We start from the raw sequence: 20,280 nt of genomic DNA on the forward strand, positions 1-20,280 counted from the left end.
ATTCTCTTAGTACAATTTTTTTAAAATAAATTACTTAAATAGCCTGTCCAACAATTAATACAGTTGGACGGGCTACTTTTTTATTCAAAAAGAAGTGACTCAATTTCTTTGGATAATTCAGGATTATGAATATCTAAACCAATAATTGAAATTTTTCTTTTTTGATTTTTCATATCAATTACAAAAGACTTTAATGCTTCAACTCCAGAATGATCTAAGATATGAGAATAAGAAAAATCTATTGTTAGCTGTTCGTTGTCATAATTAACAGTTTCAAAATAATGGAGAAACGAATGTGTGGAAGCAAAAAATAAAGGTCCTTTTACTGCAAACAAATCATCTTTTTGAACAATTGAAATCGTCGATAGCTTTGCCATAAAAATGACTGCGCTTAATAGAACACCTACAAAGATACCAATCGCCAAATTATGTGTATAAACAACAACACCTATCGTCACAAGCATTACTAGACTCTCTGTTACTTGGAAAGAGCGGATGAGAGATAAACTTTCCCATTCAAATGTTTCAAATGAAACAGTAATCATAATACCAATAAGAGCTGCAGTAGGTATCTGTATCATGATATCTTTTAGACCAAAAATTAGGATTAATATAGCCATTCCCGCAACAAAAGTAGAAAGTCTTTTTCGTCCACCAGATTTCACATTGACCACAGCTTGACCAATCATTGCACAGCCTGCTGGACCACCAAATAACCCCGTCACTATATTTGCAAGACCTTGTGACTTCACTTCCCTTTTGTTATCTCCTTTGCTTCCGGTCATTTTATCAACTACAGGAATAGTCAATAATGATTCTATCAGACCTACCATTGTTAAAGCAACTGCTGTTGGAAAAATGATAGAGAATGTTTTAACAGTGAAAGGAACCCCTGGAAATGATAATGTTGGTACAATTGTCGACATATTTCCCATATCTCCAATTTTTTGTAGATATCCTGGGTAAGCCAATGCAACAACAGTCATTACTATAATAACAATTAATGCAGGTGGAACAGCTTTTGTAACTTTTGGAAGTCCGTACATTAGCATGATTGTGATAATTACCATGGAGTACGTCCATATTGATTGCCCAGGTAATTGTTGTACTTGAGCTAGAAAAATTAAAATGGCTAAGGCATTTACGAAGCCAAACATCACAGTTTTTGGAATAAATTTCATTAATCTTTGAATACCAAGATATCCTAGAACTAATTGCATAATACCTGTTAAAATAGTTGCTGCTATCATATATTCAAGACCATGGCTTTTAATTAGCGCAGCCATAACGAGTGCCATAGATCCTGCGGCGGCTGAAACCATGGCTGGTCTTCCACCTGTAAAGGATATAATTAAAATAGTTGTTGCTGAAGCAAATAGTGCTGTCATTGGATTTACTCCTGCAATAATAGCAAAACCTACAACCTCTGGAAGTACGGCTATAGACGAAACTAGACCAGCAAACAAATCATTTTTCCCATTTCCAATCCACTCTTCTTTTTTTATACTAAATAACATGTAGATAAATCACACCCTTTTAAATTTTTAGTTGCATTTGACAACTTTATTATAGTATCATAGTCACATTGTTAAATAAAGTCTTAGGTGAATTTAAATACAATTAAAATTAACCCTATAGTGAATTTTTGAGGTGATTGAATAGATGAATATTGGAATAAGAATTCAAGAATTAAGGAAAGCAAACCACATGACTGCAAGAACATTAGCTGAAAAAATTAATATTTCCCCATCTTTTATTTCTGCAATAGAGAATGATACAACAAAGCTCTCCTTAAAGACACTAACACATATTTGTGAGGCATTAGGTGTATCATTGTCAGATTTTTTCAATCCTAAATTAAGTCCTACAGATCAGAAATTAATAACTGTTATTATGAGTTTACCAGAACAAAAAAAATATGAACTTCTTCAGTTTTTAACAGGCTTAGAAGAGAAGTAGTTTTTCCATAGATCAAATTTCTGATTTTAAAATTACCACTCAATTTCTGTAGCTTTTTAACCATTGTTATTAACTCAAGAGATGATCTTGAAAAAAATGTTTACTTTTCATTGACACAAAGTAAATGGAGTAAGTTCATGACTAAACGTTTATTTGTACCAGCAGTTTCAATTATATTTAATGGTGATAATAGATATCACAATAAGAGTAAGAAAATTAAAGTATCTCTTAGCATTGAAAATGGAAAAAAACCGCAGTAATTAAAGTACAATTAATTTCACGAGATACAAACAAAATTTTAGGACGCCAATGTCCCACGTATTCTTATGATGATTGGAAAAATGTGGAAATTGCAAGTAAGAGGTTGTTTAAATACTTAGATATCAATAAGAATTTTTATGATGAATTTACCGGATTTAACGGTTCTGATATTGTATTACCGACCCCAGAAGCAATTAAAAAATTTGATTAATTTACAATCGTAATTTAAATATATTAATCTTCCCCAAAAGGATCAGTAGGAGAGATATGGAATAATTTTCTTAGTGGTTGTCCTTGTACATTATTTACTATATAAAAAATTTGAAAAAAGGATAAAATTATCGAAACAATGTATCATGAATTTAACAGGAGTTCTTAGTGTACTTTTATGGGTAATTGGAAGTTTCATAGTAGACGTTTTGCCAAAAAGTTTAAGAGGCAGCTACGATTCAATGTGGGGAGATTTGACAATATTTCCAATGCTGATTATCGTACTTCATAGTTTAATATTTATGTTGATATATGTTTTAGTAATTAATCTTATTTTATTATACAAAAAACATAAGATGTATCCCCAAAAGGATAGAAAAGAGGATTAGTATGACTAATAACAAAGAGACAAAACAACTAATAACGGATTTGTATAACAGTTTTAAAGACAATCAAGAAAATAATTATGCGGAATTAAAAGAGGTTTTATTAAAAGTATATAAAAAACTGGATGTGTCTATAAATGAGGAAGCGTTAATTGCTAGACTAACTAACTTTATCTATTTTAAAACACTCACTGAAAAATGGAAATTTAATCCAGAACAAAATCAAATTATAAGTGAATTGAGTGATATAGCTAAATCAGCTGGGGTGAATAACAATTATAGAGGTGATTTAGGAAGCTTGTCTCAGTTTGACTAAATTTGAGTGAACTAACTTCTCAAAAAAGATAAGATAGGTGACTCAGGAATAGAAGGAAATTAAAGCATAAAGGTAAGTCAGCAACGCCCATTTATCAAAGTATTCTAATGATATTTTATTGTATAAGTGCCGTTGTCTTAGTTTTTGTCTCTTTTATCTTTTTTGGAAGATATGGGCGTCCTAGCATGTATGAACGCTATAAAATTTTATATAGAGACAATACGAACGAGCTTTTTTCAGCGATATTGACTGAAGTAAGCATAAGTTTAGTACTATTAGGTGTATCAATACTATTAGTAGTATTGATTTTATTTTTAAAAAGAAGGAAATATAATCGAATTAAACAAAAAAAGTTTCCTAAAAAGGATCAGTAGGAGGATAAATGATGGAATTAACAACCAGTCAAGTGGGTATGATCTTACATGGTATGTATATGTCAGACTACTTTGAATCTGAGGATTTAGAAGAAGCATTACAGCAACTTATAGACGATACAGAATCAACTATTGGAATTACTGTCCAAACAGAATTACCAAGCGTTGATCCAGTGATAGAGAGACTAGTAAAAGAACGCAAAAGTTTAATTGAGTTGGCACCTAGCAAAGAACAAGACAATTTTATAGAAGCCCAAAAATATATTGAGGGATTTGAATATGCTATAGAAATTCTCAAAAAGGATGGTTAACTCCTGATAGACAAAAAAGACCTACCTTAGGGAGAAGGTAGGAAAAAGAGTTAAAAAAGAAGAAAATGTTTTGTTAGGGTTATTTGATATAAGTAAACAGTATCTTATAATAATGAAAAATAGGAATAAAAATCATCATTTTCATTATTAATTTAGAAATTACCAATTACTAGAAAAGAAAATTTGTAAACAAAGTAACTAACTTTTCAGGCTAGACTGATACACACGAGAATGTTTACGATATTGTTTCACAACAATAGGAATAGCGATAGCAGCAAGTACAACAAATGTTTTTTTCATAAAACCATTCCTTTCTAAAGTATCTATTATATTTCAAGTGCCGAAGCACGACGTGGACGGTAGGATTCGAACCTACACCTCGATGATAGAGTACCAACAAACGTTTAGCCTCTGGGAGTTAAACACCACGTTCACCCACATAATTTAAGAGTAGCGAAAGAGACAAATGAGTCTCTTTCACTCAAAAATTTGGAACAAGTTTCTTACTTTCTTTGTAGAATAAATAAATAAATTTGAGATATCTAATTGTTTCAAAAGCAATAATGACCTCCTTTGTTTATCTGTATCTAGAATACCGTTTAAACCTTAAATCAACCCTAAAAAAGTAAGAAGTAAATGTGAAGAATGATTAATAAAGTGATAAGAGCTATATTACCAAAAAGAATAGTTAGAGGCTAACTATGAAAATAAATACTATTTTAAATTTTCATATAATTTGTCTTCTATCAGAAAGAAAGGAAAGTGGTTACTGTGATTGCTTTTATTTTATTATTTCGTAGTTTATGGAGAATCTTAAAAATTCTATTCCTTCAAGAAGAACAAAAAGCTATTATGTTAGCCGTTCTCTTTATTTTATCGATAGGCACTTTTTTCTACCATGGTGTAGAAAGCATGAGCTTTTTAGATGCCTTATACTTTTCTGTAATTACACTTGCCACGGTGGGGTTTGGCGATTTATCTCCCCATACAGCAGTTGGTAAAATTTTCACAATAATTTATGTTTTAATTGGAGTAGGTATTATTTCCGTAATGATTGCCAACTTTAATCACGCAATGGCCACATACCACAAAGAAAAAAAGAGTAAAAAGCAATAAGAGGGTAAATATAGTTAGAATACCAAAAACAATCGAATAGCTGTATGCATTAGATCCAAAAAGGAATGGTAGATGAAAAATGACTAAATCTTGTGGAAAGAAACTAAATGATGGTGATTATATCTACTATGTCGATAAAGGATTTTATCATGAAGAGTGTTTGAGCTTAAAACCAATAGCTTAGATTGTTAGAGATGGAAAGGAAAAACAGGAAAAGAAATTGAACAAGTTTCTTCGCATACGTGAAGAGCTTAATGAAGATTGATTATCTCAAAAAGGATTAATAACAGAAGGAGTCAATATGGAAATTATAATTGATAGACAAAGTGTATGTATGGGGGATGATGTTACAAGTCACGAAACTAAAAATGAAGTAAACGAACATATCACATTTCTAGAACTCTTTGAAGAGTTAATAGCAAAAAATTATTTTCCTCATATTCAAGGAAATGACGTCGTTTGGATTCTAAGATTTGATGGGAAAGATAGGATTGCTTGGAAAACAAAGGAAAATAAATTTTATGAATACAATAAGACTTATTGTTCGATAAGTAAGAATAGAAAAAGGATTCCAGAGGTTACGTTTATTTATTATTCATCAGTTGAAGAGTGGTCAGAAAGACGTGAAGACTGTCTAGAGAATAAGATAGTGCAAATAAATTGGTTGGATAAGTTGAAGAATTTTTTTTATAAATAGCTATTTGCGGAATACTGAAGGCATTTCTAAAAAGGAAAGGAAAGTGCTAGAGTGATCAAATCGCTAGTTAATTTTTTTAAAAAAAAGAATGATATTGGTGTTACTGAAGATGATCTAATCAATACTAAGAGAGCTTTACAAAATATAAATAGATTATCTGAACAATTGGACGAAGAAAATTTTTGTAGAATGTTCAATTCCACCCTAAATGTTTTTGATTTAGATATATCTAATCAAGAGAAAGCAAAACGGATATTGGCAAAGTCACAGGTATTTGGTGGGATGGGATCTTGGAATGATTCTCCGGGTTACGAAGCTTACAGATTAGGTATTCAAAAGGAATACGAAGAAGTTACAGAAGAGCTGTATAAACAGCGATCAATTCTTCAGGAAAAGATCAGTTTTTCCGAAAAGAATCAGTTATTAAAAATAAAGGAAGAAACTAATATGGAAATTAATATAGATAGACAAAGTATTTGTATGGGTGATGACATGGAGAGTCACGCAAAATTATATGAAATAAGCGATATGACAACTTTTCTAGAACTCTTTACTAAATTGATAGAAGATAATTATTTTCCATATACAGGTAAAAATAATATCGTTTGGGTTCTAAGATTTAATGGAAAAGATATAATTGCTTGGAAAACAAGAGAAAATAAATTTATTGAATACAACGAGACTAGTTATCTGGTATCAAAAGATCAAGAAATAATTCCGACTGTTGTTTTCAAGTATTATAGTTCATTCAAAGAGTGGGAAGAAAAGAATAAGTATTAGCAAAGTAATCAGTATTTTTCAAAAAGGCTCGTTCGTATTATGGATGAATATTCTTTGGCTACAGCTGTGAATCTTCCAGGAAGATTTCTCTAAAAGCGAACGGTAAGAATTCTTAAAGTTGAAGATAGATCGGCTTCTCGAAACAGATGAATAGCAGCATACGTGAGATTCAAAATGTTCAGTAGTAGCTTTTGTACGAATAAAAATCAGAAAGATAACTAAGTGATGAATAATGAAATGAAAATTACAGAATGGCTAACGGTTTGTCCAGATTTTAAATTAAGTAAAATAGAAGAAAATTCAATTATTAATAAATCGTTGGTATGGGGGAAGTTGCCTAACAAATCATTTAATGGAGTAACATTCGCAGAACTTAAACACTATCTTGTTGATAGCTATCAATGGAATACTGAAGATACTCCCAAAAACAATAGGAAAGAGAGTGATAGATTATGATGAACAAGCTAAAAAACAAGTGGTGGTTATTTACTATTTTATCTGGTATTTGTTTATACTTAAATCCTTATTTTGGATTGTTTTCTATTGTTACAGTACTTATTCTATTTTTTGATATCATTTATTGTATCCTTATTAAAGGTCACTTTAATATCTTTTCAAAAAGAATAGCAGATAAAACAGAACATAATGATACAATCAAAAAAGTATTTAGCAAAGAAATCCTTTTTTTTAAAATTGGGAAATTGTTTACTACTGTCTGTATGATCTTTGTGATACTTGTAATTTTCATAAATAATATAGAAATACAAAAAATAATGGCTCCATATTATTTTTTATCAATAGAACAAAATTTTGGCATACAAGTAATGTTAATTGTTTTGGCTGTAGCTTCAATAATATTTTCGTTTATTTTATTTTGGATGTATGTAGATCTATATAAACTAAGATTGAATGAATTAGAGTAGTAATGTGTACATTAATAATTAATTCCCAAAAGTATCAATAGAAGGGGTGTAGAAAAATGCGACAAAATCATAAAATGGGTGACTATCTGTATAAAAAAGGGAATATATATAAAATTGTCCCTCATTGGGATGATTTATTCGCTTATGGTGGTCTCGTCTCATTATTTTTACAAGAATCAACAGGGAAAATGTTTTATAGTCCCTATTTAATAGAAAAAGACGACTTTAGTTACATACCTGCAACAACAGAACAAATAGAAAAGTTTGACTTGGTAGAAAAAAATTATCACTGATTCTCAAAAACGCTGTCAACAGGAGGTAAATAAATGATCGATAAAATCAATAGTATGGACACAGAAATACTAAAATTGCTCACACTTGCAACGTCAGAAAAGAATAGTGAAAAAACATTGGAAGATTACTTAGGAGCTTCTAATAAACACTTGTATGTGAAGCGGTGTAATAATGTGGCAGTTGGTTGTATAGGCATTAATATATCCGACGGAAACTCATTAACCATTACTCATATAGCTGTTGGAAAACCTTATCAGAGGAATAGAAATGCTAGTGAAATGATTGATTTTATCAAAAGAGTATATAAACCATCAATGATAATCGCTGAGACAGACAACGAAGCAGTAGGCTTTTATCAAAAATATGGGTTTAAAATAAATAGCCTAGGTGAAAAATATCCTAATGTTGAGCGTTTTCAGTGCTCTCTTATAATAAATCATCATAAGAACGATGTATCAAAAGGACAAACGAAAAAACTGTAGACATCATCCCATTTCAGGACATCGTCTACAGTCTGAGACACTTTCCAATCAACGGAAAGTGTCTTTTTATTCTTAGAAGACAGCTCCTACAATTGAACCAACTGTATAGCCAACATTATACCAAAAACCTGGTGCAGCTACTTCTTCATATTTTTCGATACGAGATAAAGTCATCATAATTTGCTCCTTTCTATAAAAATTTATTCAAATAATTGCTACTATTTCTTAAAAGAAAGCTCCTACAATTGAACCAATTGTATAGCCTACGTTATACCAAAATCCCGGCGCGGCTACTTCTTCATACTTTTCGATTTGCTTTAAGACCATTGAAAACCCCTCCTTTTTTTAATAAAAATAGTCGTATTAACCTCTAATTCCGTCAACAAGTCCATGACAGAAGTCAATAATATTTGCCACGATCCCCGGAGCTGCGACTGCTTCGTACTTCTCAACTTGAGTTAAAATCATCATTTTAGTTCCTCCTTTTTTTTAATCTTTAATGGTTCAAATTAACCTCTGATTCCGTCAACGAGTCCGTGACAGAAATCAATAATATTTGCCACGATCCCTGGAGCTGCTACTGTTTCAAATTTTTCCACTTGCGCTAAAGTCATCATCTTAGTCCCTCCTTTTTATCTACTTGTTGTTGGATAACTTTGACATAATCAATACACTCTTTGATTTCCTGTTTACAAGTCTGCTTCGATTTTGCGGAATCAATAAAAGCCAATGTTCTTATTTTGTACTTGTAACTCAACAGCATGAGCTCTTTTGATAGACTGGAACAGATCACGATAAAGTGTAAAGGTAGGTATCTATCACGGGATAAAAACTCTTTACTAAACCGCATAAATGTTTCAACAGTTGGAATGTAAACAAAATAGAGGCTTAAAGAATTTTTTACGGCCAAGTGATGAAACGAGCGCTCATTTTTCATGCATACGTATGATGTAGACACATCTTCTTCTGCGACTTCTTTTAGCGCTTTCGTTATATTTGTATACTCTGTTTCATAGATAATTGAATACAAATGTAGTAATTCATTGCTCCCCATGTGACGATCCTCCTTTCAATTTACAACGGATCTTTTCAAGTTTGTACGTGTTATCCTTGCTACACCACTAACTATACAGTGCTTCTTCAAATAAATACTTCTCTCCCTTCAAACAGTTCGCTTTTTGTCGCGAACTGTCTTGAATGAACCATTCACGGCGGAAAAATTACCGTTTATGAAACACGATTCTCTTCCTTTAACATATTCGATAAAGTCATAGTATCAATAAAAATTGGAGGACGAAAAAATGAAAATGACTGATTTACAGATAACAGAAAAAGAAGATCATTATGTTGTCCTAAAAGAAGATCAATATTTTCGATTAGGTATTTCAGAAGGAAAAGTTCTAACAGAATTAAAGGAAGGACGTTCACTAGAAGCGATCTCCGAACAATATGGGGTTCCTATCGAGGAAATAGAACGCTTTATTCACTCGTTGGAAGAGCTAGGTGTATTAGGGGAGAAAAAAGTAGAAAAAAAGAATTGGCTCTATTACAGAATCAAGGTATTCAATCCTGATAATCAATTTCAGTGGGTCGTAGACCATTTACTCAAAAATAAGCTCTTTAACCGACTGTTCCTTTTAATCTTGGGTGCTATTTGTCTAGGAGGGATTGTGGAGTGGGGACTGCATTCCCAAATGATTCTCACTAATATTTCTTATGACATAACAGTGAAAAATATTCTGATCCTTTATACAGGAACAATTTTAACAGTGTTCTGTCATGAGCTAGGGCACGGCTTGGTCTGCAAGTATCACGGTGGAAAAGTGAAAGAAATTGGTTTTTTATTTATTTGTGGTTCACCAGCGCTATTTTGTGATGTGAGTGGGGTCAGAGAATTTAATGAAAAAAGAAAAACATTGGCTACATTGTTAGCAGGAGTAATGGTTCAATTTATCATTACAGCGTTATCTGTGATGGTATCTATCCGTATGGGCGGAGCAAATGCGTTGTTAAATACATTCATTTGCTGGAACTTGATCATGATGCTGTCCAATCTTTTGCCTGTGACGAAACTAGATGGCTATTGGATACTCTCGACTCTTTTAAATATTCCCAATCTTTATGACAAGTCGATTAAATTAGCTTTAGGCAAGAAAAAAGATGTTCTGTTTAATAAATATGAAGAAAGTAAAGCTGGACTTATAAAATTTTATGGAATCATGAATCTCGTCATTATGTCGGTAATGATTATCAGTATGATTTTAGGTATTTCAAAAATAAAACTTGAAAGCAATAATGTCTTTTCCACAGGGTTAACTATTTTCCAAGGTATTCTTGGGTTCGCCATGATTTTTTATTTACTAAGAATGATTGTAAAAGTACGGAGAGAGAACTAAATAATAGAAAGAAGTGAAATGTGTAATGATTGAACTTAAGTCCGTTTTCAAAAGCTATAAATTAAAAAAAGAAACGGTTCCAGTATTAAAGGATATCCAACTAACGATAACAAAACCTGGGCTGGTTTACCTAATGGGGGAATCAGGCAGTGGCAAATCTACTCTGCTGAATATTATTGGTGGGTTGGATCAGATCGATCAAGGCAGCTACTGCCTTTTTGGAGCAGATACAGCAACCTTGAGTGAAAAAAAATGGGCTGCGATCCGCCAAAGTAAGATGGGGATTGTATTTCAGCAGTATAACCTGATCGACCACTTATCGATTTTAGAAAATGTTAAATTGAGTTTAATGTTAGGGAAGTCTAATGAAAAGGAACAGAATGCAAAAGCAGAAGCATTATTGAAAAAGGTAGATATGTGGGAAAAAAGGGACTATTTTCCAAATCAATTAAGCGGTGGACAAAAACAACGTGTAGCAATTGCTCGTTCCTTGGCTAATGATCCAGAAATCCTCTTGGCAGATGAACCGACGGGTGCATTGGATTCAGAAAACGCAGATAACATTATGGCCCTCTTCAAAGAAATTTCTGAACAAGGAAAGCTGGTCATCATCGTGACGCATTCACAAGACTATATGGAACTGGCAGATCAAATCATTGAATTGGCGGATGGGAAGATTATCAATGAAACACAGATAGCGACCAATAGCTCAGTCCAATCAGCTAAAAATAAATTAAGGCAAAAAAGATTGTCGCTAGCCGCTGTTGTGAAGCTAGCCTTTCGCAATATCAACAGTAAAAAGAGCCGGACATTCCTAACGGCTATGGGTGCCTCAATTGGAATCATGTCGGTCTTACTGATTTCGTTCTTTAGTCTAGGAATGAACAAGTATATTGAAAATGAATTTTGTATCTATCAAACCAACCAATTGTTAATGGTGAATAAAGCTGGATACGGATTACTCTCAGAGGAAATCAGGGCAGAGCTTGCGAAACAACCGGGAGTGAAAGAAGCAGTAACTGATTATGTTTTTTCAGCGAGTTTGAAAAGTGGAGAAAAGGTCCAAAACATGAGTCTGTATACAGCTTTAGATAAGAAAAATATCTCTTTGTACAATGAAAGTATTTTAGAGAGTGGGCAAATGCCGATCAAAGACACAGAAATAGCTATCCCCGAAGACACAGCAGATCAGTTTTTTGGCAGTGCAGAAAAAGCAATAGGACAAGAAATCGAGCTAGTGACACAATTAATGTCAAAAAGTGAGATGATGCCAACGTCGCAAAGAAAGGTAACCATTTCAGGAGTGACGCGAAAGAAAATCGTAGAACTGCTAAATCTAGCCTATGTTTCCCATTCTTTAGCGGAATCTTTAACGAATGATTTTGACTTAACAGCAAAGCAGTCAACGGGAATGATTTTACTCTTCGATACTGTTGCAGCTAGTGAAAAAGTCAATAAATCACTAAAAAAAGAGGGCTACATCTCCGTTACACCTGAAGAAGATACCGAAACAGGCAAACAGTATATCACCATTCTCTTTGTCTTCTTAGGCTTAGTAGCAGGTATTTCCTTAGTCGTTGCAGCGATCATGATTGCAATTGTGATTTATGTTAGTGTGATCGAACGTAGAAAAGAAATCGGTATTTTAAAATCCATTGGTGCAGCCAGAAGTGATGTGCGACGTTTGTTTGTAACAGAAGGTGCGATGATCAGCTTATTAGGTGGATTTACCGGTGTTCTGTTGAGTTTAGTGATTGGGACAATTGCGAATTACTTACTAAAAAACAAACTAGACTTTGCTACCTCATTACTTGAGTTTAATGGTGGCACAATCATCATCATGCTTGTCTTTAGTGTGCTATTGGGCATGATTGTTTCCTTCATACCTGCTAGAAAAGCAGCAAAAGCATCAATTGTTTCCGTTTTAAATAATCCATAGAGGTGAGAAAATGATTCGTATTGAAAATGTAACGAAAAGCTATCAACTAAAAGATGAAACGATAACCGTTTTAAAAGAACTTTCTTTTGATATCTCCTCGGGTTTAACGTATATTTCAGGGAAATCCGGAAGTGGGAAATCCACTTTGTTGAATATTATTGGTGGGATCGATCAGGCAAGCAGTGGTCAAATTTATTATGATGCTATAGAAGTCACTGATTATTCAGAAAAGGAATGGGCTGAGTTTAGGAAAAAAAATGTGGGGTTTATTTTTCAATCCTTCAATCTTTTAGACCATTTGACTGCTCTGGAAAATGTAGAAATCAGCTTAATGCTTGCAGGTGTAGAGAAGAAAAAAAGGCGGGCAAAAGCGCAAACTCTTTTAGAAAAAGTTCATATGACAGAGTATAGCCGACACCGACCAGGCGAATTAAGTGGCGGGCAAAAGCAACGGATTGCTATTGCCCGAGCTTTAGCCAATGATCCAAACGTCATTCTTGCAGATGAACCAACAGGGGCTTTAGATAGTAAAAATTCAGATGAAGTAATGGCTGTTTTAAAAGAAATTAGTGAAGAGGCTGGCAAAACAGTGGTCGTCATCACGCATTCAAAAAAATATACCTCACTTGCTGATCAAATCATCTATTTGAAAGACGGCAAAATTGAAGAAATCCAACAGCAAACAACGATAGTTGCTCATTCAAAAGCAGTGGTGAACACTGTTCGTAATTTTTCGTTGTTATCGACCCTTAAATTGGCGTTTAGCAATATGAAAAAAAGGAAAGCAAGAACATTTATTACAGCTTTAGGCGCTTCTGTAGGAATCTTTGGTATTTTGATGATCACGTTTTTAGTAGCAGGTTTAACAAAGCAAATGAATACGATTGCCTCAGACCGAGTGAGTGAAAATACACTTGTTGTTTCCAAAGAAGATAAGCAACTATCGCCTGTTTCAGATAAAAAGAAGTTAGCGAGAGTGGATGATGTGGCTCTTGTTTATGAAACGAACCGTTTCCGTACACAATTAGAGTATGGAGAAAAGCAGCTACAGGCTGAAGCAATCAATATTGCACCAAAAAAATCAACTATTTCTGAGAATTATATTGATTTGGGGGAAGTTCCTTTAAATCCAGGTGAAATCGCTTTGTCAGAAGAGATAGCGAAGCAATTATTCACACAGTCAACAGAAGCTTTAAATAAAAAAGTGACAGTAAAAACGCAGTTGATTACAGCGGATACAACAGCCGTCTATCCTGTAGTAAGTAGTGAATTTACGATCATAGGTATTTTCAAAGATGAAGAACAGCATCAAGCAAGAGTTGAGCTATCCTATAAAAGTGCACAGCAACTGATGCAAAAGGACAAATCCACCAAAAATCTGACGAATTACTTTACCATCGTTCCAAAAAATTTAAACAGTATCGATGGACTAATGAAACAACTAACGAAAATGAACTATTCTTCTGAAGATAATACATTAACATCAATGAAAAATTACTTGAACATTGCCAGAAGTATTTTGGTCGTCCTATCGTCGATTTCATTAGTTGTCTCTACGTTATTGATTTGTGTTGTATTGTATATCAGTGTGACGGAACGAACTAAAGAAATCGGTATTATGAAAGCTTTAGGTGCGACACCTACGAACATTCAGCGTTTATTTCTTGTTGAAGGTGGATTGATTGGATTGGCAGGTGGTGTCTTGGGCTTAGTTTCTGCACTAGGAATTTCTTATGCTTTAAATGCAGTGATCGAACACGCTGTTAAGTCGATCAAGTTTCAGTTCTTTACGTTTGATGTAGCAATTATCGTCATGTTATTGGCTTTTAGTGTTTTGATTGGTGTATTGGCAGCCTATTTTCCAGCTAGGTCAGCTAGTAAGAAAGTCCCTTTGGAAGCATTGCGTTTTGAATAACACAGAAAGGAGCAGCTTCAATGGTTCAAGGTGTATTAATTGATAATCAGAAAGAAACGATTTTGGTTCCATTCAGTGAACTTCTCTATATTCAGACGACAGAAAATTCGCATAAATTGAAAATCGTTACCTTAAAAAATAGTCACTATATCTATAGCTCATTAGATAAACTAGAAGTAGAATATCCTGCGCTCATTCGTTGTCATCGAACGACCTTAGTCAATCCTAAAGCAATCAAAGGAATCGATAAAAAGAAACGAGCAATCATCTTCTTTGAAAGCCCTCAGGAAACATGTAATATTTCAAGACGTGTCTACCAGAATTTGCGTCTATCTTGGTTAGAATATTAGGAGACTAAATGCTGCAACAGACGAAGGAACAACAAATAACGACTGTTCCTTCGTCTATTTGGCGTAAATTATTGATCATCTTCAAGCTAAAACAATAAGTGAGAAGCTAATTTTTCATTATTTTCTACAAGGCGAAAACATTTTGAGGTGGAAAACGAACCGTTTAGGGTATATAATGACTAAAACATTTCCTTTCTTTTGTATAATTAAATTGTCATAAGGAGGGAAAATTATGTATCATTCGATTTCATTATTTATTCTTAGAAAGAAACTCAATTGTGATCATTTTTTATCAACAGAGGAATTTGCCTATGCAGTATATAATCTAGAAATGTTACTGATTAATCTAGAGAAAGTCATCACTATTTATCTTTTTTCCTATATTTTTCTGACTATTCAAACAACATTGATTGTTCACTTGTCTTATTTTTTGATTCGACTGTTTGCAGGAGGATGGCATGCCCAGTCTTCAAAAGAATGTACTCTTAGTTCGATTTTTATCTTTATATTGCTTCCTAATCTTGTACAGTCATTGCAAGTTACGGTGAACACACCGTTGTTTATCATTCTTGCGATGGGGATATGTGCGACTATTTGGACCTATGCGCCTGCTGGGACAGAGAAGCGAACGATAACGGATGCTGTATTACGCAGAAAATTAAAGCAAAAATCATTATTCGTTACATGCCTCCTACTAGTATTTGCTTATGTAACACCCGTAGCCGATTTACGTACGCTAATGCTGTTAGGCATAGGTATTGAAACAATGACGATCCATCCCTGTTTCTATCAACTAATGAAAAGAGGAAATAAAAATGATTAAAAATGTGAAAATCCAAAAATTAATTCGAAAATATTTGCTCAATACTTCCTACGTTTGTCCTTATTTTTTCTATGAACCAACACATCCAAAGCTGAACAAGTCTAAAGAGACGTCGAAATGATTCCGAGTATTACGCTTCTAGTATTACTTTTGATTCAACTTGTAGCACTTATGCTGATTTATCAGCAAATCAGTAAATCAACACTATTCTGGAAGGAAATTGTAGGACTCTTTTTAGTGGCCTTTCTTACGTTGTCCTTTATGAATTATTTTTTCTATTTAATTATTATCCTATACTTCTACGTGATAGGAATACGGCATCATTTAAAGAATAAAAAGCATCTAGCTGCCTTTTACGCCATTTACAGCGTGACAATTTTATCCGTGATTGGAAATATCGTGCAATTACTAATCGACAAGTTTTTTTCGACGAATATTCCGATTACATTATTGTTACAATTGGCACCATTCTTTATGAATACCTTGATGCTTCATCTGTTCAAAACCAATTTTGATTTTCTAGTAGAAAATTATGAACAGATCAATAAAAAAATTCTGGTCAATATTAATGCCTTACTGTTCCTTTTATGCACCATTCAGTTTATTGGTTATTTTTTCGAACTAAGAAGCCAGAATATAGACCGATTGAATGTGATGAAAACCTTTGCTTTTTTTGTGATTATTCTTATTTTGTTGTTTTATTTGAATATGAAAACGCAACTACTCCAAAAAGAACAGCTGGAGAAACTAAAGGAAATGCAACTGAACGATCTAACGGAATATACCGCCCAAATTGAAGCTTTATATGGAGAAATCCGTAGTATTCGCCACGATTATGTGAACATTATTGCTAGCTTGAAAACTGGGATCGAAGAAAATGATATGGCACAGGTGAAAGAAATTTACACGGATGTTTTAAGTGAAGTGAAACAATCATTACAAAACCAAAAATATGATCTGATACAGCTTAGGAAAATCAAAATCCCAGCTGTAAAGGGAATCCTTTCGGCAAAACTGTTGGCAGCCCTTCAAAAAGAGATTGTTGTAAATATAGAAATTTTGAATGAGGTAGAAGAATCCTACTTTAATACATTAGATTTTATTCGGATTCTTTCAATCTTTTTAGATAATGCGATTGAAGCAGCTAGTATTTCAGATCAAAAACAAGTGACGATTTGCTTGATTCAAGAAACAAATAAGCAAGTTATTATTATTAACAATTCCACACGAGACACCGTGATCGACAAGCGAAAGATGTTTACTAAAGGCTATTCCACCAAAGGAGAGCAACGTGGTTTAGGCTTAGCGATCGTAAAAGATATTTTAGGCAATTATCCTAATGCGTCGTTAGAGACAGAGTTTCAAGCAAATCATCTTACGCACACAGTAGTGATTCAGAAGAAAGGAGCAACAGGATGAATGTTTTTATACTAGAGGATGATTTGTTTCAGCAGCAGTACTTAAAACGAATGATCGAGCGAATCGTAAAGCAAAACCTTTGGATGTGTACCAAGCTTATTGCGACATCGAAACCCAAAGAATTACTGGCTGAAATTGCGAATAGTCAAAACGGTGCGAATATTTATTTTTTAGATATTGAAATCAAACGAGAGCAACAGGCAGGACTGGAGCTAGCCAAAGAAATCAGACTGCTGGACCCTTTTGGACAATTGATTTTTGTTTCTACTCATTCTGAATTTCTACCCATTACCTTCAAATATAAATTGACTGCTTTGGATTTTATTGACAAGGGGTTTGATGAAACTGAATTTTCTAAACGTGTCGAAGAATGTCTGGAGATTGCATTTACCAATAAAAAAGAGTTGGTTGCTTCTGATGCATTTGTGTTTAAAAATCAACATTCCGATTTTCAAGTTCCTTTTGCGGATATTTTATTTTTTGAGACAACGGAAATCACCCACAAGATCCGCTTGATCACAAAAAATCGATACACGGAATTTTATGCTAAGCTTCAAGAAATCGAAGCGATGGATTCTCGTTTTTATCGTTGTCATCGCTCGTATGTTCTCAATGTTGGTAACATTCAGTCTGTGGACAGAGTGAATAAGCTGGCCTTTTTTGATGGAGAGGAACAATGTATGATTGCGAGAAATAAAGTGAAAGAATTAGTCCATAAATTAGAAGAAGTTCGGTTGATTCGGTGAAAATAGTCAAATGGATAAAAACAAGCAGCTACTTATCATGTGATAGCAAAAAATGGTTGGTTGTGACAATACGATAAGCAGCAGCTTGAAATCCGCAAGTTCTGGTCGTTTGCGCATTTTTTACTCAATACTTGATTTTCCGCTAAATCAAGTATTAAGGGTACGGCTATCTTAAGAGTAGAACGGGACATTTTATCCTTCAATCGGGTTGAAAATTATTTACTGGTTCTGTGTTCTGTCCTATTTTGTACGCATTGACTCAGCTGCCTTTTTTGATTGAATGAAAAATGTCTGGTAGCAATCACTCCCAAGATACCCGATCGTAAGCACCAGTTGGTAGAATGCAAATACGAAAGGAGTCGTATTTGAAAGGAGAGAAAGGTGCTTACGATGTATAAAAAGAGCGAAAAAAGACGGCATTAGCTACCAACTAATACCGTACAAAAGTGCAACAAATACCCACCAACTGCTTCAATCGACACAAGAATTGTAAAAAACACTAGTATTTCTTACAAAAATTGAGTAAAATGAAAGAGTCGATATGAAAATATTGACTTCGGCAACTTATATTATTAGTTTGTGCTGATAATATGAGGCTCTGTATTTGGGTTACCGCCCTTGTACAGAGTGCCTTTTTATTTTGTTTTTCGCTCTAATTACCTGATTTTAAACACAAAAAAATGATATTAGTCAGCTACTAATACCATGAAGCGTTCGTTAAATAACCATTCACTACCAGGATCGAGTACGTAAAAAAGAATGGCAATCCGTTCTTACTTTTAGTACAATAAGGGTAGTCAATAAGAAATTATTGGCGAGGCAACTTGTATTATTAGTTTGTGCTGATAATACAGGGCTCTGTTTTGAAGATTACCGTCTTCTGACAGGGCGCCTTTTTTTATTTTATGTTGTAAATTTATTCTAACTTAAAGGGGTTGGGATAGTCAATAGAATACTTGTGAAAGAATTTGAATTATCAAAAGAGTCCAAAAAAATGGACAAATATGATAAAAGTATGGGATTTTTTAAGATTTATTTGCGTTGTTTGACATTCATTCATGGACGAATGCTTACGTGGCTAAAAATAACTGTCTAAGCTTCTTTTTATGCGCTAAACTGAAACAAAAGTAGTTGAGATGAATAAAAACATGTGGTAAGATTGATTTGTAGATATTATGAAACAAAAAAAGCCTGATTGGCGTCAGACTTCTTTTGCTACTAATTTTGATACGTAACCTAAATAATTAGGCTTGCAAAAACAAGTTGGCATTCCTGATTTAGTATCAAAAAAAGTATTGCATTACATACTTATTTCTTTAACTGACCACAAGATGCCTTCGAAAACTTCTTGTTGGTCTTTTTTTTGCTTTTACATCTGATTTTAGTTCTTTTAGTTTTATGATGTTCTCTGATAATTAATGCAGGAATATCCATAAATAATACCAAAACAAATAAAATCACAGAAATCCATGCTGGAAATCCGCTGATATAGTTAAGCAAAAAAGTACATATAAGTGTACTTTGTTTCATTCTGACCCTCACGTAATTTATTTACCAAAACCAAAGTGAGTTTACAATTATTTTTCATGTATCACACTCCATTTGATAGTATTAGGAGTGCTACTTGTTTTCTAATTATTCAGTTACCTATAACTATATCAAATTTACATAGATATTCGCAATAGATATAGTAATATTTATTGATCTTTGTGTTTTTTTATTCATACTGTTAGCGAGTGAGACAAGATAGATAAAAAGGGTCTTTGCCAACGTTCGTTGATAAAGACTCTTTTTAAGAAGAACAATGATTCAGCTTGTTTATGAACTATTTCATAAACTTCACATTCTGAACGAACGCTTCCAACTCTTCTCTACGCTCGATATTATGGTTACATTTCTCACTATCGTAGCAAATATAATTCCCACGCTTCGTATACATCCCATCACCAGATTCTTTCACCTTAGACAAAAACATCGAAACTTCTGACGTTTCATGACAAATCGGGCAGATGCCTTTTTGCGTCGTAGGAGAAATCGTTCCAGAAACACCAACTAGCTGTCCATCGATGGAAGCGATAATGAATTTTTGCTGTTTCCCACTATCATTCCAGCTATAAAAGGTATAATCACGCAAGTCCATTGTTTCCCACTCTGGGATTTTCAATTTCTTCGTCTTTTTAAAGAGCTTTGTCAGTTGTTGTTTTGAAGGCGGAGCAAACGGAATGACTGCTTCTTTTAACCCTTCCAAATAGTGTTCCAGTCTAGGTTTAGAAGTCGCAGCTTCGAAAAAGTCTTCTAGCAATGGCTGTAACTGATCTTTATCCGCACCAAACTGTTCATTGATTTTCTCAAGAACGATCGCTTGTAGTGTTTTGATTGTATTTTTATCATTTACAGATAAATGGGCTTGCAGTAAAATATTGGCTTGTTTGCGAATAAAATTAAATTGATAGGGTTGTATTTGTTTCATCATAATGGATTTCCTCTCTATCATTCAAGTGATAAAGTACTTTGCGTAAAGGCAATCCTTCAACAACCAAAGCACTTTATTATGTCAAACTTGAATGGGCTTTTGATTGAGAT

At 33.6% G+C, this 20,280-nt stretch carries 21 protein-coding genes and 1 tRNA gene; 18 read left to right on the top strand and 4 right to left on the bottom strand.

The window, feature by feature from the left end; genetic code table 11:
• Positions 1–80 precede the first annotated feature (80 nt).
• Positions 81–1,517 carry a SulP family inorganic anion transporter gene (locus IGJ55_RS00710; protein WP_207121016.1) on the bottom strand — a complete coding sequence of 479 codons (1,437 nt, stop codon included), beginning with the start codon at positions 1,515–1,517 and terminating at the stop codon, positions 81–83.
• A gap of 145 nt (positions 1,518–1,662) precedes the next feature.
• Here IGJ55_RS00710 and IGJ55_RS00715 point away from each other — a divergent pair, with 145 nt between their 5' ends.
• From IGJ55_RS00715 to IGJ55_RS00730, 4 genes are all read left to right on the top strand, one after another.
• Positions 1,663–1,959, top strand: a complete 297-nt coding sequence (locus IGJ55_RS00715) for a helix-turn-helix domain-containing protein (protein WP_069640184.1) — start codon at positions 1,663–1,665, stop codon at positions 1,957–1,959.
• 137 nt (positions 1,960–2,096) lie between these two features.
• Positions 2,097–2,219, top strand: a complete 123-nt coding sequence (locus tag IGJ55_RS00720; RefSeq protein WP_275579453.1) for a hypothetical protein — start codon at positions 2,097–2,099, stop codon at positions 2,217–2,219.
• Positions 2,220–2,820: 601 nt separating this feature from the next.
• On the top strand, positions 2,821–3,132 hold the full coding sequence (locus tag IGJ55_RS00725; RefSeq protein WP_069640182.1) for a bacteriocin immunity protein: 312 nt from the start codon (positions 2,821–2,823) through the stop codon (positions 3,130–3,132).
• A gap of 385 nt (positions 3,133–3,517) precedes the next feature.
• Complete coding sequence (locus IGJ55_RS00730; protein WP_069640181.1) at positions 3,518–3,817, top strand: hypothetical protein; 300 nt, start codon at positions 3,518–3,520, stop codon at positions 3,815–3,817.
• Positions 3,818–4,168: 351 nt separating this feature from the next.
• On the opposite strand, the gene IGJ55_RS00735 is transcribed toward IGJ55_RS00730, so the two are convergent.
• Positions 4,169–4,252: transfer RNA gene (locus tag IGJ55_RS00735), tRNA-Ser, on the bottom strand.
• A gap of 336 nt (positions 4,253–4,588) precedes the next feature.
• On the opposite strand from IGJ55_RS00735, the gene IGJ55_RS00740 reads away from it, so the two are divergent.
• The 7 genes from IGJ55_RS00740 to IGJ55_RS00770 all read left to right on the top strand — a co-directional run bounded on the left by IGJ55_RS00740 (position 4,589) and on the right by IGJ55_RS00770 (position 8,109).
• Entirely contained in the window at positions 4,589–4,933 is a 345-nt protein-coding gene (locus IGJ55_RS00740) for a potassium channel family protein (RefSeq protein ID WP_069640195.1), read from the top strand.
• Positions 4,934–5,234: 301 nt separating this feature from the next.
• On the top strand, positions 5,235–5,630 hold the full coding sequence (locus tag IGJ55_RS00745) for a hypothetical protein (protein ID WP_430607078.1): 396 nt from the start codon (positions 5,235–5,237) through the stop codon (positions 5,628–5,630).
• A 51-nt stretch (positions 5,631–5,681) separates the two neighbouring features.
• Entirely contained in the window at positions 5,682–6,410 is a 729-nt protein-coding gene (locus IGJ55_RS00750; RefSeq protein ID WP_207121693.1) for a hypothetical protein, read from the top strand.
• 222 nt (positions 6,411–6,632) lie between these two features.
• The gene (locus IGJ55_RS00755) at positions 6,633–6,866 is read left to right on the top strand and encodes a hypothetical protein (RefSeq protein WP_430607079.1); all 234 of its coding nucleotides are present in this window, start codon (positions 6,633–6,635) and stop codon (positions 6,864–6,866) included.
• Positions 6,863–7,333 carry a hypothetical protein gene (locus IGJ55_RS00760; protein ID WP_207121696.1) on the top strand — a complete coding sequence of 157 codons (471 nt, stop codon included), beginning with the start codon at positions 6,863–6,865 and terminating at the stop codon, positions 7,331–7,333. Before IGJ55_RS00755 ends, IGJ55_RS00760 begins: the two co-directional genes overlap by 4 nt.
• A gap of 56 nt (positions 7,334–7,389) precedes the next feature.
• Positions 7,390–7,626 carry a hypothetical protein gene (locus IGJ55_RS00765; RefSeq protein WP_430607080.1) on the top strand — a complete coding sequence of 79 codons (237 nt, stop codon included), beginning with the start codon at positions 7,390–7,392 and terminating at the stop codon, positions 7,624–7,626.
• 33 nt (positions 7,627–7,659) lie between these two features.
• Positions 7,660–8,109, top strand: a complete 450-nt coding sequence (locus IGJ55_RS00770) for a GNAT family N-acetyltransferase (RefSeq protein ID WP_430607081.1) — start codon at positions 7,660–7,662, stop codon at positions 8,107–8,109.
• Between the two features lie 613 nt (positions 8,110–8,722).
• Here the strand turns inward: IGJ55_RS00770 and IGJ55_RS00775 are convergent.
• Complete coding sequence (locus IGJ55_RS00775; RefSeq protein ID WP_430607083.1) at positions 8,723–9,163, bottom strand: hypothetical protein; 441 nt, start codon at positions 9,161–9,163, stop codon at positions 8,723–8,725.
• A 247-nt stretch (positions 9,164–9,410) separates the two neighbouring features.
• Between IGJ55_RS00775 and IGJ55_RS00780 the strand changes: the two genes are divergently transcribed.
• The 7 genes from IGJ55_RS00780 (at position 9,411) to IGJ55_RS00810 (ending at position 17,697) form a co-directional block, all read left to right on the top strand.
• The gene (locus IGJ55_RS00780) at positions 9,411–10,505 is read left to right on the top strand and encodes a M50 family metallopeptidase (RefSeq protein WP_069639119.1); all 1,095 of its coding nucleotides are present in this window, start codon (positions 9,411–9,413) and stop codon (positions 10,503–10,505) included.
• A 25-nt stretch (positions 10,506–10,530) separates the two neighbouring features.
• Positions 10,531–12,444: an ATP-binding cassette domain-containing protein gene (locus IGJ55_RS00785; protein ID WP_430607085.1), complete on the top strand. Its 1,914-nt coding sequence runs from the start codon at positions 10,531–10,533 to the stop codon at positions 12,442–12,444.
• 10 nt (positions 12,445–12,454) lie between these two features.
• A complete protein-coding gene (locus IGJ55_RS00790) occupies positions 12,455–14,359 on the top strand; it encodes an ATP-binding cassette domain-containing protein (protein WP_430607087.1) in 1,905 nt (634 codons plus the stop codon).
• A gap of 20 nt (positions 14,360–14,379) precedes the next feature.
• The gene (locus IGJ55_RS00795) at positions 14,380–14,709 is read left to right on the top strand and encodes a LytTR family DNA-binding domain-containing protein (protein ID WP_069639122.1); all 330 of its coding nucleotides are present in this window, start codon (positions 14,380–14,382) and stop codon (positions 14,707–14,709) included.
• A gap of 232 nt (positions 14,710–14,941) precedes the next feature.
• Complete coding sequence (locus IGJ55_RS00800) at positions 14,942–15,532, top strand: accessory gene regulator AgrB (protein WP_430607089.1); 591 nt, start codon at positions 14,942–14,944, stop codon at positions 15,530–15,532.
• A gap of 117 nt (positions 15,533–15,649) precedes the next feature.
• Complete coding sequence (locus tag IGJ55_RS00805; protein ID WP_069639124.1) at positions 15,650–16,951, top strand: sensor histidine kinase; 1,302 nt, start codon at positions 15,650–15,652, stop codon at positions 16,949–16,951.
• Positions 16,948–17,697 (top strand): LytR/AlgR family response regulator transcription factor, encoded by a 750-nt coding sequence (locus tag IGJ55_RS00810; protein ID WP_069639125.1) that lies wholly within the window; start codon positions 16,948–16,950, stop codon positions 17,695–17,697. The genes IGJ55_RS00805 and IGJ55_RS00810 overlap by 4 nt, the downstream gene beginning before the upstream one ends.
• 1,825 nt (positions 17,698–19,522) lie before the next feature.
• Here IGJ55_RS00810 and IGJ55_RS00815 read toward each other — a convergent pair.
• Positions 19,523–20,170, bottom strand: coding sequence for a FusB/FusC family EF-G-binding protein (locus tag IGJ55_RS00815; protein WP_069639127.1), 648 nt, complete (start codon positions 20,168–20,170; stop codon positions 19,523–19,525).
• Positions 20,171–20,280 lie beyond the last annotated feature (110 nt).

Origin of the sequence: Enterococcus sp. AZ170, from assembly GCF_050545135.1 — a bacterium.
GTDB classification, from domain to species: Bacteria; Bacillota; Bacilli; order Lactobacillales; family Enterococcaceae; genus Enterococcus_L; species Enterococcus_L ureilyticus.

Bases quoted from the DNA above. Each gene is read 5' to 3' on its own strand.
- IGJ55_RS00710 (WP_207121016.1), bottom strand. From the start codon at position 1,517: ATGTTATTTAGTATAAAAAAAGAAGAGTGGATTGGAAATGGGAAAAAT.
- IGJ55_RS00715 (WP_069640184.1), top strand. From the start codon at position 1,663: ATGAATATTGGAATAAGAATTCAAGAATTAAGGAAAGCAAACCACATG.
- IGJ55_RS00720 (WP_275579453.1), top strand. From the start codon at position 2,097: ATGACTAAACGTTTATTTGTACCAGCAGTTTCAATTATATTTAATGGT.
- IGJ55_RS00725 (WP_069640182.1), top strand. From the start codon at position 2,821: ATGACTAATAACAAAGAGACAAAACAACTAATAACGGATTTGTATAAC.
- IGJ55_RS00730 (WP_069640181.1), top strand. From the start codon at position 3,518: ATGGAATTAACAACCAGTCAAGTGGGTATGATCTTACATGGTATGTAT.
- IGJ55_RS00745 (WP_430607078.1), top strand. From the start codon at position 5,235: ATGGAAATTATAATTGATAGACAAAGTGTATGTATGGGGGATGATGTT.
- IGJ55_RS00760 (WP_207121696.1), top strand. From the start codon at position 6,863: ATGATGAACAAGCTAAAAAACAAGTGGTGGTTATTTACTATTTTATCT.
- IGJ55_RS00765 (WP_430607080.1), top strand. From the start codon at position 7,390: ATGCGACAAAATCATAAAATGGGTGACTATCTGTATAAAAAAGGGAAT.
- IGJ55_RS00770 (WP_430607081.1), top strand. From the start codon at position 7,660: ATGATCGATAAAATCAATAGTATGGACACAGAAATACTAAAATTGCTC.
- IGJ55_RS00775 (WP_430607083.1), bottom strand. From the start codon at position 9,163: ATGGGGAGCAATGAATTACTACATTTGTATTCAATTATCTATGAAACA.
- IGJ55_RS00780 (WP_069639119.1), top strand. From the start codon at position 9,411: ATGAAAATGACTGATTTACAGATAACAGAAAAAGAAGATCATTATGTT.
- IGJ55_RS00785 (WP_430607085.1), top strand. From the start codon at position 10,531: ATGATTGAACTTAAGTCCGTTTTCAAAAGCTATAAATTAAAAAAAGAA.
- IGJ55_RS00790 (WP_430607087.1), top strand. From the start codon at position 12,455: ATGATTCGTATTGAAAATGTAACGAAAAGCTATCAACTAAAAGATGAA.
- IGJ55_RS00795 (WP_069639122.1), top strand. From the start codon at position 14,380: ATGGTTCAAGGTGTATTAATTGATAATCAGAAAGAAACGATTTTGGTT.
- IGJ55_RS00800 (WP_430607089.1), top strand. From the start codon at position 14,942: ATGTATCATTCGATTTCATTATTTATTCTTAGAAAGAAACTCAATTGT.
- IGJ55_RS00805 (WP_069639124.1), top strand. From the start codon at position 15,650: ATGATTCCGAGTATTACGCTTCTAGTATTACTTTTGATTCAACTTGTA.
- IGJ55_RS00810 (WP_069639125.1), top strand. From the start codon at position 16,948: ATGAATGTTTTTATACTAGAGGATGATTTGTTTCAGCAGCAGTACTTA.
- IGJ55_RS00815 (WP_069639127.1), bottom strand. From the start codon at position 20,170: ATGATGAAACAAATACAACCCTATCAATTTAATTTTATTCGCAAACAA.